The organism is Halorubrum trapanicum, assembly GCF_017873555.1.
In the GTDB taxonomy this organism is placed as follows: domain Archaea; phylum Halobacteriota; class Halobacteria; order Halobacteriales; family Haloferacaceae; genus Halorubrum; species Halorubrum trapanicum.
In genome coordinates this window covers 13,953-27,709 of sequence record NZ_JAGGKE010000014.1, presented here as the reverse complement: position 1 = coordinate 27,709, position 13,757 = coordinate 13,953, and the positions used below count along the sequence as shown (strand labels likewise).

The 13,757-nt window shown below is 67.2% G+C and carries 11 protein-coding genes; 8 read left to right on the top strand and 3 right to left on the bottom strand.

Features of this window, described 5'->3' with window-relative positions:
- Window positions 1–60: 60 nt before the first annotated feature.
- Window positions 61–2,016 (bottom strand): Cdc6/Cdc18 family protein, encoded by a 1,956-nt coding sequence (locus J2744_RS13360; protein WP_210113770.1) that lies wholly within the window; start codon window positions 2,014–2,016, stop codon window positions 61–63.
- A 1,045-nt stretch (window positions 2,017–3,061) separates the two neighbouring features.
- Here J2744_RS13360 and J2744_RS13355 point away from each other — a divergent pair.
- The 4 genes from J2744_RS13355 (at window position 3,062) to J2744_RS13340 (ending at window position 7,435) form a co-directional block, all read left to right on the top strand.
- Window positions 3,062–4,375, top strand: a complete 1,314-nt coding sequence (locus tag J2744_RS13355) for a CaiB/BaiF CoA transferase family protein (protein WP_394357722.1) — start codon at window positions 3,062–3,064, stop codon at window positions 4,373–4,375.
- Window positions 4,375–5,613 (top strand): thiolase C-terminal domain-containing protein, encoded by a 1,239-nt coding sequence (locus J2744_RS13350; RefSeq protein WP_210113769.1) that lies wholly within the window; start codon window positions 4,375–4,377, stop codon window positions 5,611–5,613. Before J2744_RS13355 ends, J2744_RS13350 begins: the two co-directional genes overlap by 1 nt.
- Window positions 5,610–5,993 carry a PhlB family protein gene (locus J2744_RS13345; protein ID WP_210113768.1) on the top strand — a complete coding sequence of 128 codons (384 nt, stop codon included), beginning with the start codon at window positions 5,610–5,612 and terminating at the stop codon, window positions 5,991–5,993. Before J2744_RS13350 ends, J2744_RS13345 begins: the two co-directional genes overlap by 4 nt.
- Before the next feature lie 284 nt (window positions 5,994–6,277).
- Window positions 6,278–7,435: an aspartate-alanine antiporter-like transporter gene (locus J2744_RS13340; protein WP_210113767.1), complete on the top strand. Its 1,158-nt coding sequence runs from the start codon at window positions 6,278–6,280 to the stop codon at window positions 7,433–7,435.
- Between the two features lie 64 nt (window positions 7,436–7,499).
- Here J2744_RS13340 and J2744_RS13335 read toward each other — a convergent pair whose 3' ends face one another.
- Window positions 7,500–8,213, bottom strand: a complete 714-nt coding sequence (locus tag J2744_RS13335) for a TetR/AcrR family transcriptional regulator (RefSeq protein ID WP_210113766.1) — start codon at window positions 8,211–8,213, stop codon at window positions 7,500–7,502.
- Window positions 8,214–8,315: 102 nt separating this feature from the next.
- Here J2744_RS13335 and J2744_RS13330 point away from each other — a divergent pair, with 102 nt between their 5' ends.
- Window positions 8,316–9,671: an amidohydrolase family protein gene (locus J2744_RS13330; RefSeq protein WP_210113765.1), complete on the top strand. Its 1,356-nt coding sequence runs from the start codon at window positions 8,316–8,318 to the stop codon at window positions 9,669–9,671.
- Between the two features lie 98 nt (window positions 9,672–9,769).
- On the top strand, window positions 9,770–10,693 hold the full coding sequence (locus tag J2744_RS13325; protein WP_210113764.1) for a fumarylacetoacetate hydrolase family protein: 924 nt from the start codon (window positions 9,770–9,772) through the stop codon (window positions 10,691–10,693).
- Between the two features lie 333 nt (window positions 10,694–11,026).
- Here J2744_RS13325 and J2744_RS13320 read toward each other — a convergent pair whose 3' ends face one another.
- Window positions 11,027–12,064 carry a TatD family hydrolase gene (locus J2744_RS13320; protein ID WP_210113763.1) on the bottom strand — a complete coding sequence of 346 codons (1,038 nt, stop codon included), beginning with the start codon at window positions 12,062–12,064 and terminating at the stop codon, window positions 11,027–11,029.
- Between the two features lie 79 nt (window positions 12,065–12,143).
- Between J2744_RS13320 and J2744_RS13315 the strand changes: the two genes are divergently transcribed.
- On the top strand, window positions 12,144–13,205 hold the full coding sequence (locus tag J2744_RS13315) for a WD40/YVTN/BNR-like repeat-containing protein (protein ID WP_210113762.1): 1,062 nt from the start codon (window positions 12,144–12,146) through the stop codon (window positions 13,203–13,205).
- On the top strand, window positions 13,206–13,736 hold the full coding sequence (locus J2744_RS13310) for a DoxX family protein (protein WP_245203377.1): 531 nt from the start codon (window positions 13,206–13,208) through the stop codon (window positions 13,734–13,736). It abuts the gene before it with no gap.
- The last annotated feature ends 21 nt before the right edge of the window (window positions 13,737–13,757 follow it).

The window sequence follows — 13,757 nt, the reverse complement described above, 5'->3', positions numbered from 1 at the left end:
GGGTCGTCAGCGACGTAACGCTCGCGAGGGAGATCAGCGACGTAACGCTCGCGAGGGGGGTCAGTTATCGAACCGCGCCTGAACGAACGGCTGCGCGTTCTCGATGTCGCCGAGCCGCGAGTCCGACAGGAGGACCGCCTCGGTCTCCTCGACGGGGACCGAGAGGCCCATCTCCTTCGTCCGCCCGTAGCGGCCCTTCGAGACGACGACCGCGTTGACGATCCCGAGCATGTCGAGTTCGCTGATCAGGTCGGTGACGCGCCGCTGGGTCAACACGTCGGCGTCTATCTCCTCGCAGAGCCGCTTGTAGATGTTGAACACCTCGCCGGTGTTGATGTTGTGGACGCCGTTCTTCTCCAAGAGGATCACGGCGAACAAGACGATCTTGCTCTGGGTGGGGAGGGTCCGGACGACCTCGACGACACGGTCGAGTTCGATCTTGTCCTGCGCCTGCCGAACGTGCTTCTCCGCGACGATTTCGGCCTGCGAGCGCTCGGCGAGTTCGCCGGCGGTCCGGAGGAGGTCGAGCGCGCGGCGGGCGTCGCCGTGCTCCTGCGCCGCGAACGCCGCGCAAAGCGGGATCACGTCGTCGGTGAGGGCGTCGGGCTTGAACGCGGTGTCGGCGCGGTGCTGGAGGATGTCCCGGAGCTGGTTGGCGTCGTACGGCGGGAAGACGATCTCCTCCTCGCCGAGGCTCGATTTCACGCGGGGGTCGAGGAAGTCGGTGAACTTCAGGTCGTTCGAGATACCCATGATCGAGATGCGCGAGCGGTCGAGCTCGGAGTTCATCCGCGAGAGGTTATACAGCGTGTCGTCGCCGCTCTTCTCGACGAGCTTGTCGATCTCGTCGAGCATGATCACGACCACGCGCTCGTGGTAGTCGACCGCCTCGAAGAACGTCGAGTAGACGCGGTCGGTGGGCCAGCCGGTCATCGGGACCTCCTCCATCTCGTCGGCGTCCTCTTCCAGCGTCTCGATGCGGTCGTCGAGTTTCTCGACCGAGTCGAACTCGGTGCCGGTGAGGGCGGCGGTCGCGTCGCCGCCCGGGTCTCCGTCGGCGTCCGTCGCGTCGTCGCGGAGGCCTTCGAGGCGGTCGAGACGGTCGGAGATCACTCTCTGGTTCTCCTCGATGAACGTGTTCGCGAGCTGGGCGAGGACGCGGTACTGGGTGTCGGTCACCTCGCAGTTGATGTACTCGACCTCGCAGGGGACGTCGTACTTCTGGGACGTGGACTCCAGTTCCTGTGAGACGAATTTCGCCGAGGCGGTCTTTCCGGTCCCCGTCTTCCCGTAGATGAGGATGTTCGAAGGGGTCTCACCGCGGAGCGCGGAGACGAGGATCGTCGCCATCCGGTTGATCTGGTCGTTGCGGTGCGGGAGTTCGTGCGGCGTGTAAGAGGGTCGGAGTACCTCCTTGTTCTCGAAGATCGGCTCGCCGGAGAGGAGGTCGTCGAACAGCCCCTGATTCTCGTCGTCGTCGTCGAGAACGACCTCGTCGAGGTCGACGTCGGGAGAAGACCGGTCGCGTCCACCGTTGTCGATCCCCGTCGTTTCGGGTGCGGCATCGGACGAGGGATCGGAATCGGAATCGGAATCGGACGAGGGATCGGAATCGGAATCGGAATCGGAATCGGAATCGGCGTCGAAGCGGTCGTTCGCCCCGGTGGACGACGGCGCGTCGGATCCGACGGGTTCGATGTTCGAGGAATCGAGATCCGACCCCACCTCGACGTCGAGGTCGGTATCGAGACCGGAGTCGGAGTTGGGGTCGGCGTCGAGATCGGAGTCGGCGTCGAGATCGGAGTCGGCGTCGAGGTCGGAATCGGCGTCGAGGTCGGAATCGGCGACGAGGTTAGTGTCGTCACCGCGGTCAAGTTCGGTTTCAGTCGGACCGTCGGAATCGCGGTCTCCGACCGCGGCGTCGCTGGTCCCGGAGTCGTTGCGATGATCTGGGCCGTCGCCGTCGTCCGGTTCGGTGCCGTCGTCAGCCCGCGGTGTGTGATCGCCTTCGTCCATGTGAACCCCTCCGTTTCAGGTGGAGACAGCCAGGTAAGTCGGTTCTCACGCCGTCTCCGGTCGGAAATACGGACCAGTGGTCGAATCGGAGACCGACCACGTCCAGTTGATACACTCGAAGCAGATGAAGAGACGGTACAAAAGTGTTCCTCTCTGGAGTTGAAACGGTCCTCTTCCGCCCAGCGTCGTCCTACTTCCGGGCAGATTCCAGTCGATAGGGAGGTGTCCGGACCTATTGAGGGGTATTCAGACCGATCGACGGCGCGTGTCGATCGACGAAGGAACAGGAACGACGGGAGAGTTTCCGGTGGAACGACGCCGCGAGTCGGCCGACTTTCGCGGTACGTGGTGTTCCCCCCGTCACGGAAGTCGCGATCGGGCCGTTCCCGCGGTCGTGTGTCGTTGCCCTCGGATTCATCTCGTTCTCCGGTTCGGCGTCCCCGATCCGTCCTGCCGTCGGTTATTCCCGTCAGGTCGTCCGGCTTCCGTACCGTTGTCCCGTCGGATGGATCGTGTCGATCCGATGGACCCCCACACCCCTTTGTTTCGGGTGGAACGGAGAATAGGTGGGGTGGGGGCTGTGGGCGGGTTATTGGTACCGGTGGTTTTAATACAAAGTCCTTTGAATAGTACCCTTGATAATCCTCTCGGGATTATATTAGTAGAGGAATTGTTGTTTTTGTCTGTGTGTACAGCGATATTTAGAACTACTGCGCGGACCTCCCTCAGACAGCAGCCGACCACCCACGGTATCTCCGGGTTCCAGTCGAAACAAGGGGGTGGGGGAGGAGCCTCGACGGACGCCGACCCGTCACAACCGCTGTCCATCGGAACCGACGGTTGCCACCAAGCCTCGCCGAACCCCAAACCTCGCCGAACCCCAAACCTCGCCGAAGCGAGTAGCTTGCCGAGCCGAGTAACCAGTCGAATCGGGTAGCCCGCCGAACCGAGGAATGTCACGGTCGACGCCGATAGTTTTACCATCCGGTAAACAAACTGTGCGTACACGCATGAGACGAATACCCACGTCAGGCGGGGTGATTCGGTGACCGACACCGACGGTACCGGTACCGACGGCTTCAGCAACGGGGAAACCGGCGACCCCGCAGGCGGCGGGAAGATCCTGGAGGGCATCACCGTCCTCGACCTCTCGACGTTCGTCACCGGCGGCTTCTGCTCGGCGATGCTGGCGAATCAGGGCGCGGAGGTCGTCAAGATCGAACAGCCCGGCTACGGCGACGCGGTCCGTCACTCCGGTCCCCCGTTCATCAAGGGCGAGTCCCCGTACTACTGGACGCTGAGCTACGGGAAGAAGAGCCTCGAACTCGACTTGAAGAACGACGACGCCCTGGAGGCGCTGTACGAGCTGGTCGAGGAGGCGGACATCTTCATCCAGAACTTCCGCCCGGGCACCGCGGAGCGGCTCGACGTCGACTACGAGACGCTCACCGAACACAACGAGGACCTGATCTACCTCGCGATCTCGGCGTTCGGACAGACCGGCCCGTGGCGTGAGCGGTCCGGATACGACCTCCTCATTCAGGGAATGAGCGGGATCATGAGCGTCACGGGGGAAGCGGACCGGCAGCCGGTGAAGGTCGGCCTGCCGATGACGGACCTGATCACGGCGATGTGGGCCGCCTTCGGCGCGACGACCGCGCTGTACCGGCGCGAACTGACCGGCGAGGGCGAGTACATCGACCTCGGGATGCTCGAAGCCACGCTGCCGTGGCTCACCAAGCAGGCCGGGATGGTGTTCGCGGGCGAGGAGACGAAGCGCATGGGGACGAAAGACCCCGTTCTCGCCCCGTACCAGACGTTCGAGACGAAAGACGGGTTCATCAACATCTGTATCCTCAACGAGAAGCTCTGGGGCGAGCTCTGCGAGGCGCTCGACCGCCCGGATCTCCCCGAGGACGACCGGTTCGAGCAGAACGCCGACCGCGTGGAACACCTCGACGAGCTGGAGACCGAAATCGAAACCACCCTCGCGGACAAGACGACCGACGAGTGGATCGAGGTCATCGCCGAGGACGCCGGCGTCCCCGCCGGTCCGGTGTACAGCGTCGAGGAGGCGCTCGACAGCCCGCAGATCGAGGCCCGCGGCACCGTCACCGAGATCGAACACCCCGAGCTCGGCGAGGTGCCGGTGATCGAACACCCGCTCAAGTTCCGCAACGCCGAGAGCGGCTTCGAACTCCCGCCGCCGCTGCTCGGCGAACACAACCGCGAGGTGTTCCGCGAACGCGGCTACTCCGAGGCGGAGATCGACCGCCTCGCGGAACTCGGCGTGTTCGGCGACGAAGCGGACGACACGAACGCCGACGGTAACGAAGCGGACGCGGACGGCGACAGCTGATGGACCCGAGCGCGACCGGCTCCACCGGCGTCCGCGTCGCCGGCGTCGGGATGACTCCGTTCGAGAGCGACTCCGGGCGCTCGCTCACCGACCTCGCCGCCGCGGCCGCCGAGCGCGCCCTCGCGGACGCCGCGGTCGACCCCGCGGACGTCGACGCGCTCCACTTCGGCAACGCTCTCGCCGAGGCGCTCGACGAGAGCGCGGGCCTCGCGAACGCGCTCGCGGCCGCCCTCGGTCTCGACGGCGCGTCCGCGGACCGGATCGAGAACACGAGCGCGACCGGTGCGAGCGCCTTCCACCGCGGGGTCGAAGGCATCGAAGGCGGCGCCGCGGGAGGTGCGGAGAGCGATCGCACCGACGTCGCGCTCGTCGTCGGCGCAGAGAAGATGTCCGCAGGCGACACGAGCGACGTCACCGAGGCGATCAGTCGACTCGTCCACCGCCGCGAGTACGCGCAGGGGATCACGCTCCCCTCCTTCGGCGGACTCGCCGCGGGCGCCTACCTCGGCCGCCACGACGCACCCAGAGAAGCCCTCGCCGCGGTCGCGGCGAAGAACCACGGCAACGCGGTCGACAACCCAGTCGCGCAGTTCCGCAAGCCGATCGACGTGGCCGACGCGCTCGACTCCCCGGTCGTCGCCGCGCCGCTTCGGCTGTACGACTGCTGTCCGATGTCCGACGGCGCCGCCGCGGTCGTTCTGACGCGGGGAGGCGATCGGGGTGACGACGAGTCCGTCGCGGACGCGGCCGACCCGGACTCCGAGACCTTCCGTGCCCCCCGCGTCGCCGGCATCGCGAGCGCGACGGGGACCCACGCCGTCGCCGAACGACCCGACCCACTCGCCATCGACTCCGTGCGGACGGCGGGCGACCGCGTCTTCGACCGCGCCGGGATCCGCCCCGACGACGTCGACGTCGCCTGTATCCACGACGCGTTCACGGTTCTCGAACTGATCGAACTCGAGGAGCTGGGCTTCTACGAGACGGGAACCGCCTGGGAGGCGACGCTCGACGGCGACACCGCGCTCGACGGTGACCTCCCAGTCAACCCCGGCGGCGGACTCAAGGCCCGCGGCCACCCCCTCGGTGCGACCGGACTCTCGCAGATCGTCGAACTCGTGTGGCAACTGCGCGGCGACCTCCCCGAGACCCGGCGCGTCGACGGCGCGGAAACGGGATTCGCGATCAATGTCGCCGGCTTCGGGAACAACAGCGTCTGTACGGTGTTGCGCGCGTGACGGTCTCGAACCAGGGGGTGCGCGGTTCGACCGATGACGGCCTCCCCGCCGACCACGCCTTCGTCTGCGACGACTGCGGTCGGCGCTGGTACTACGACCGGCGCAGCTGCCCGGACTGCGGTCGCTCGTCGGCGGACGCCTCGGCGGTTCGACTCGAAACGGGGGCGGTCGTCGCGACGACGACCGTCGAGACCACGCCGCCCGACGTCCGCGCGCCGAACCACCTCGCGCTGATCCGGTTCGACGGGGTCCGACTGATCGCGCAGGCCGCCGACGGCGACCTCTCTCCCGGCGACTCGGTGCGGTTCGACGGCTCCCACCGACTCCGCGAGGGCCGCGATCGAACCGATCCCCGGCTCGTCGCCGTCGAGGATCCGTAACTCACGGTCTCACCCAGACGGCCGTGGGGATCCGTCGCCGACACCCTTGGCCGCCGGTTCGGGCTTATCGGCTTCCGGGAACGCGAGCAAAAGATACTTTCTGGACGGCCGAACCGCCGACTGTGAAGTCCGGTGTATCGGGCCGATAGTCACGCGTCGGTTCGGAGACGACTCCCGCAACTGAGAACCCTCACGTCAATGTCCGACACGGCGAAAACGCGTCCGAGACGACGGGTGAGTGCGACGCAACCGAACCGTACCGGTTCGCGGGGGGTGACCTCCCCGTGACCTTCGTCGACTCCCTCCTCGGCAGCGGGGTCTTCGTGATGTTCCTCGCGGTCGTCGTGGGGATGGCGTTCGGCCGCATCGACTTCGGTCGCGGGATCAAGTTCGGCGTCGCCGGGCCGCTGTTCGCGGGACTGGTGCTCGGTCACTTCGGATTCACGGTCCCGAGCGCGTACTCGGGACTCACGCTCGCGCTGTTCGTCGCCGCGGTGGGACTGATCGCGGCCCACGAGATCGAGGGCACGGTCAAGACGTACGGACTCAACTTCGTCGCGATCTCGGTGCTGATGCCGACGATCGCGGTGATTCTCACCTACGTGTGGACGGTCCTCGTGTTCCCCGACGCGTCGACCGGACTGATCATGGGCTCGTTCTCGGGGGCGCTGACGAGCAGCCCGGGCCTCGGATCGGCGGTCGAGGCGCTCCCGGAGGCGGCCGCACAGCAGTACCAGATCGGCCACTCGGTCGGCTACGTGATCGGAGTGCTCATTATCGTGATGTTCCAGCAGCTCTACCCGAAGCTGAGCGGGATGGACCTCGACGACGAGAAGCGGCGCTTCTCCGAGAAGGTGAGCGACATCGCCGAGGAGGAGACCGACGTCGAGACGGTCGCGTTCAGCGTGCTCGGCTTCGCGCTCGTGCTGGCCGTGGGGTCGGTTCTCGGAAGCGTTCCGATCCCGCTCGGCCCGATCGGCGTGATCACTCTCGGAACGACCGGCGGCGTGCTCATCACCGCGCTCGTCCTCGGGTATCTCGGAACGGTCGGCCCGGTCACCATGCGCATGGAAACGACGATCCTCTCGGAGATCCGCGCGTTCACGCTCGCGATGTTCCTCGCCGTGGTCGGGATCGACGCGGGATCCGGGCTGGTCGACACGATCGCTGAGTACGGCGTCGAGATCGTCGTGACCGCCGGAGTCAACAGCGTCGCAGCCATCGTCGTCGGACTGGTCGTCACCAGGTTCGTCTGGGAGATGGACTGGATCCACGCCGCCGGCGGCATCACCGGCGGGCACACCGACACGAAGGGTCTCGCTGCGGCCATCGACGCGACTGGCGCCGACGAGGTCGCAGCGGGGTACGGGAACACCTACCCGTTCGCCCTCCTCGCGATGGTGATCTACGCGAAGATCTTGGTGGCCGTCGTCCCGCTCTAATCTGCCGTATCTCTCTGTTTTCCCCTCACGGCGTCGCTCCGTCCCGAACCCCGCCGGGTGAATCCTACTCGGTCCGTTCGAGCGATTCGAAGATGAACTCGTCTATCGCCTTCCGGGCCTCCTCGGGCGCGTCCTCGTGGCCGAGCGAGATCCGACGACCGCGGGCCGCGTGGATGACGTCGGTCACCAGCTGCCCCATCCGTTCGGCGTCGACGTCGCGGAAAACCCCCTCCTCGATCCCCTCCTCGACGACCTCGACGATGCTGCCGCGGAGCCGCTCGTAGTGCTCGTTGAACACCTCGCGGTGCTCGCCGTCGTTTTGCGCGTGCGTGTACAGCTCGTGGTACACCTTCATCCGGTCCCAGTGGCTGAACTCCTCGAACTCGGGACCGAACAGACACTGGTCGACGCGGGCGCGGAGCTCGGTCCGCGGGTCCGCGTCGCCCTCGACGACCACGCTCCCCTCGTACTGGTCGATGATGTGTTCGAGGAACGAGGACATGAGGTCGTACTTCCCGTCGAAGTGGTAGTGGATCACCTGCCGCGTGAGGTCCATCTCCTCGCCGATGTCGCGCATCCGGAGGTCCTTGTACCCGTGTTTGCTCAGCGCGCGGAACGTCGCCTCCATGATCACCTCCTTCGTGTCCTTGGAGGACACCGTCCCATTGGAGGAGTCCCCGTCGGCGCCGGTCTCGGAACCCTCCTCGTCGGCGGCGGTCTCGTCGGCGGCGGTCTCGTCGACGCCGGCCTCGTCGACGCCGCCCTGTGATTCGCTCATACCGACACTCTACGCCTGAGGTACATAATACGGTTGCTCCGATCGCAGTTTCTTTACCGCCCGGTAAACTTTTAACCTCTTGGTCAAACCCTATTATCGAACATGACACAAACGATCGTGCGAAACGGGACCGTGGTCTCGCTCGACCCGGACGTGGGGGAGTTCGACGAGGCCGACGTCCTGATCGAGGACGGCGAGATAATCGAGGTCGGGACCGGACTGTCGGCGTCGAACGCCGAGGAGATCGACGCCGCCGGCAAGATCGTCGTCCCCGGGTTCGTCGATTCGCACATCCACCTCGCGCAGACCCAGGTACGCGGGATCGCCGGCGACTGGTCGCTCATGGGCGAGTACTTCGACGACATGCTCGGCAACATCACCGGGCTGTACCAGCCCGAAGACATGTATCTCGGCGGGCTCTTCGGCGCGTTCGAGAAGCTCTACACGGGGACGACGACGGCGCTGGACTGGTCGTACCCCAACACGCTCGAACACGGCGAGCGCGCCGTCGACGCGCTACAGGACACCGGGCTGCGCGCGGTGTACACCTACGGCCCGCCGGGCGACGACGCGGCGAAGTGGTGGTTCGAGAGCGACGTCGGCCTCCCCGAGGAGAACATCCGCGCGCTCCACGAGGAGACGATCCGCGACGACGACCGGCTCAGCCTCGCGCTCGGGCTTCGCGGCCCCGACTTCTGTACCGACGAGACTGCCCGCGCGGACCTGGAACTGGCGCGCGACCTAGGCGCGCTCTCGACGGTCCACATGGGGGCCGCGCTGTGGCCCTCGTCGGTGTACGGCGACGACTATCAGGGGTTCGGCGCCATCGAGGACATGCTCGGTCCCGACGTCAACGTCGCCCACGGGAACCACTTCTCGCAGGAGGACATCGACCACGCCGTCGAACAGGGCGTCTCCTTCTCCTCGACCCCCGAGGTCGAGATGCAGATGGGCCACGGCATCCCCGTCACCGGGAAGGTGCTCGAGGCCGGCGGCCGCCCGGCGTGGGGCGTCGACGTCTGCTCGAACGTCAGCGGCGACATGGGCACCCAGATGCGGATCGGCATGCAGCTCCAGCGCATGTTCGACAATCAGGCGGTCCTGGAGGGCGACGAGGAGGTCACCGAGGTCAGTATCTCCGCGCGCGACACCCTCGAAATGGCCACCATCGAGGGCGCGAAGGCGCTCGGACTCGACGACGAGATCGGGACGATCACGCCCGGCAAGCGCGCCGACCTCGTCGTATTCGACGCGAGCGACTTCATGACCGCGCCCTGCCACAACCCGGTCCAGACGGTCGTGTTCCAGTCCGACCCCTCGCACATCGACACCGTCCTCGTCGACGGCGAGGTCGTCAAGCGCGACGGCGAGCTGACGAACCCGAAGGTCCGCGAGGAGTTCGACCGGTTCGTCGCCTCCGGCGAGCGCCTGCTCGACGAGGCCGGCATCGACGCGTAACCCGCACCGAGCGTCCGCCCTCCGTTTCGAGTCCAGCGGAACCGTCCGCCGACGAACCTTCCGAGCCACCGACCCGACGACAACTCACACGACACCCAATGCGAATCGGACAATACACCGACAGCGACACGACGCGAACAGACAGCGAATCCACGGCCGACGCCGCCGGAACCGACCCCTGGGTCGGCGTCGCCACCGACGACGGCGTGGTCGACCTCGCGACCGCCGGCGCCGCTGCCGGCGTCGATATCGGTCCGAAGACCAGCGACCTGCTGGCCGACTGGGAGTGGCGCCGCAAGGCCGACCTCGCGGTCGAGTACGCCGAGTCGACGGGCGTCGGTCTCCGCGACCCCGCCGACCTCGACCGCGCCGCCCCCGTCGACGACCCGCAGAAGGTCGTCTGCGTCGGGCTGAACTACCGCGACCACGCCGAGGAGGGCGACAACGAGATTCCGGACGAACCGGTCCTCTTCTCGAAGTTCCCCACCTCCGTCGTCGGTCCCGAGGACGCGGTCCGCTGGGACCCCGACTACACCGAGAAGGTGGACTACGAGGCCGAGCTGGTCGCGGTCATCGGCGAGCGCGCCCGCCGCGTCGACCCCGAGGACGCCCTCGACCACGTCGCGGGCTTCACCGTCGGCAACGACGTCTCCGCGCGCGACCTCCAGCACGGCGACGGCCAGTGGGTCCGCGGGAAGAGCCTCGACACGTTCGCCCCGACCGGTCCCGACCTCGTCACGACCGACGAGGTGGGCGACCCCCACGATCTGAACATCTTCGCCGAGGTCAACGGCGAGCGCCTTCAGGAGTCGTCGACCGAGAACCTGATCTTCGGCGTCGACGAGCTGATCTCCTTCTGTAGTCGGGCGTTCACCCTCGAACCCGGCGACCTCGTGTTCACCGGCACGCCGCCCGGTGTGGGGGTCTATCGGGAGCCGCCCGTGCTGCTCGGGGACGGCGACAGGGTCACGATCGGCGTCGAGGGCGTCGGCGAACTGACGAGCGAGTTCGAGACGGAATAGTCCTCGACACCGGACTCCACCGTAATCTCTCGATCGCTCGATTATAACTGATTAACCGGAAATCGGCAGAGAAAAACCGCCAAAGCCCCAGCCGCGAGGCCGCCGCACGCTCGCTGCGCTCCTCGTCGCTCGTTTCACTCGCTTCTGCGGTGCTTACTTCGCCTGCGGCGGCCTCGCGACTGCCCCTTTGAGTCCCACCCCGCACCGCTCCGCACAGCACCTCACGCCTCCCCAGCCTCGTCAGTCGCCGTCGCTTCGCTCCGGCGACTGACTCCCTCGCGCGTGCGACTCGCGGCCTGTGGCCGCTCGCAGGCACGCGCCACCGCAGTCTCCTCACTCCGTCAGCCCGAACACGTCGCGCGGGTTCTCGTACACGACGGTCCGGATGTCGTCGACGTCGATGCCGTAGCGGTACAGCTCGAAGACCGCGCGCTTCACCGCGTACGGGTCGGTTCGGAGGACGTTCGCGGTGTCGGTGTCGATCATGATCCGCTCGGGACCGTACTCGTCGATGGCGTTCGCCACGTCGGCGGCGTCGACGCCCACGAGCCACGAGTGGCCGATGGTGTAGCTCAGGTAGCAGTCCGTCTCCTCCATGAGGTACGCGGTGTTGTTCGCGTCCGCGTGCGAGGCGACGACGCGCTCCTCGTCCAGCCCGGCGTCGCGCGCGGCCTCGACGTCGCGTTTCACGGCTTCGAGCGCGGGGTTCTCGCCGTCGAGGACCGGCTCGGTTCCGAGGCCGGCGTTCTTCTCGTACCCGGGGGTGACGCCGAGGTCGTCGCGGTACTCGCGCTTCGCCTCGGGCGTGGTGTTCGGCGTGTGGAGCAGGACGGGGAGGTCGTGGTCGTCGGCCAGTTCCATCTGCGTCTGAACGACCGCCTGCTGTTCGTCCACGTCCCAGCGCTTGACGTGCTGGGTCGGGGTCACGCCCGTCTCGCCGACGGCGACGACCTCGTCGAGCGCGCAGTAGTCGTCCATCGCGGCCAGCAGCTCGTCGGGGTCCTCGATCCGGACGCCGGTGTGGACGCCCAGCCCCAGTTTCGCCTCGAAGAAGTGGTTACGCTCGATCGCTTCGCGGCGGTTGATCGCGTCGTCCCACAAAAAGCGGATGTCGCTGGCCTCCACGGGCTTGTAGGGGGTCCAGTGGTACCCCGAGGACACCATCACCATCGACCGGCAGCCGGAGAGCGCGTACCGCTCGCGGTCCTCCCACGAGAGCGTGTGCGCGTGGTTGTGCGGGTCGATCCACGGGATGTTCAGCAGCTCTGTCGGGAGTTCGGGCGGCGACTCGCGGTCGCCGACCGCCCCCGAGGGCGACTCGTCGAGGGACGCGGCGTCGGTCGGGCGGACCGTGGCGTGCGGCGCGGGCATGAACGCCCCGTCGCGGCCCGGCCACTTAGCGTTTTACAGATTGGTAAAACTTTATTATGCGTCCGACTGACACACGGATATGACACTGTTGATCGGGACAGATTCCGGTCTGTACCGAACCGACGACGTCCCCTTCGAGCGCGACGAACTCGACCCCGTCCTCGACTGCGGGGTCGTCACCGCGGTGAAGTCGTGGGACCACACCGAGGGCGTGTTCGTCGCCTCCTCGACGGGCGCGTACCGCTCGCTGGACGGCGGCGAGACCTGGACCGACCTGGCGGTCCCGCTCGGCGACCGGTTCTGGCACGCCGGGCAAAGCGAGGTGTGGTCGATCCTCGAGACCGCGGACGGCGCGCTGTACGCCGGCACCAACGACCCGTACGTGTTCCGCTCGGTCGACGGCGGGGAGACGTGGACCGAACAGAAGGGGTTCCGCGAACTCCCCTCGCGCGGCCACTGGGAGTCGCCGATCGACCCGCACTACGCTCGGCTGCGCGCGCTGGAAGCGGTCCCCGGTCGCCCCGAGCACCTGATCGCCGGCGTCGAGGCCGGCGGGATCCACGTGAGCCGCGACGGCGGCCGCACGTGGTCCGACCGCCGCGACGCCATCGTCGACGACGTTCACCAGGTCCTCCCCATTTCGGAGGACGTGTGGCTGGCGGCGACCGGCTACCTCGATCACGACCTGGAGAACCTCGGTCTCGGCCACGCGGTCGGCGAGGGCGGCCTGTGGCGGACGACCGACGCCGGCGAGTCGTGGGACCGCCTCGACGTCGGCAGCGACTTCTCGTACATCCGCCGGGTGTTCGTCCACGACGGCCGGGTGATCTTCTGCGGCGGCGAGGAGGCGCCCCCGGCGTGGGTGAACGACGACCACGAGGTCGCCTTATTCGAGTCGACGAACTTCGGCCGCGACTTCGAGCGCGTCTCCTTCCCCGGCGAGCCCCACGAGATAATCGAGACGTGGGCGGTCCACGACGGCGACGTGGTCTGCGGCTCCGGCCTGTTCGACGTGCCCGACGAGCGCGACGACGTTGCGGGCCGGATCATGCGGCGTCTCGACGGCGAGGGCGACGACGGACCGACCTACGAGACGGTCGGGCGCGTCGACGCGAACGTCAGCCGGATCGAGGTGGTCTGAATGGCGGACGAATCCGCGTCAGAAGATGCGGACCGGAGCGACGATGCCCCCTCCCTGCTCGGCCGGTCGCTGTACGGCGGCGTCCTCGCGTACATGGCCGTCGACGGCTTCAAGAACAACGACAAGCGCGTCGCCGTCGCCGAGGAGAAGGGCGTCCCGATGCCCGACCTCCTCGTCCCGTTCGTCACCGGGATGCTGTTCGTCGCCAACCTCGGTATCGTCCTCTGGCGGCTCCCGCGGGCGGCCGCGGGCGCGCTCGTCGTCTTCTTCCTCGGGACGACGCCCGCGATCCACGACTTCTGGACGATGGAGGGAAAAGAGCGGCACGGGAACAAGATCAACTTCCTGAAGAACCTCGCGCTGCTCGGCGGCGCCGTCGTCTTCCTCGACGCCGCGAGCGGGGGCGACGAAGGGAGCGAGAGCGATGCGGTGGCCGAGAGCGACGGGGACGGCGAGGGCCACGACGGGGAGCGCGGGCGCGACGGGGACGGCGAGGGCCACGACGGGGACGGCGAGGGCCGCGACGGATAACCCCGGATCCGAATCCCCTTT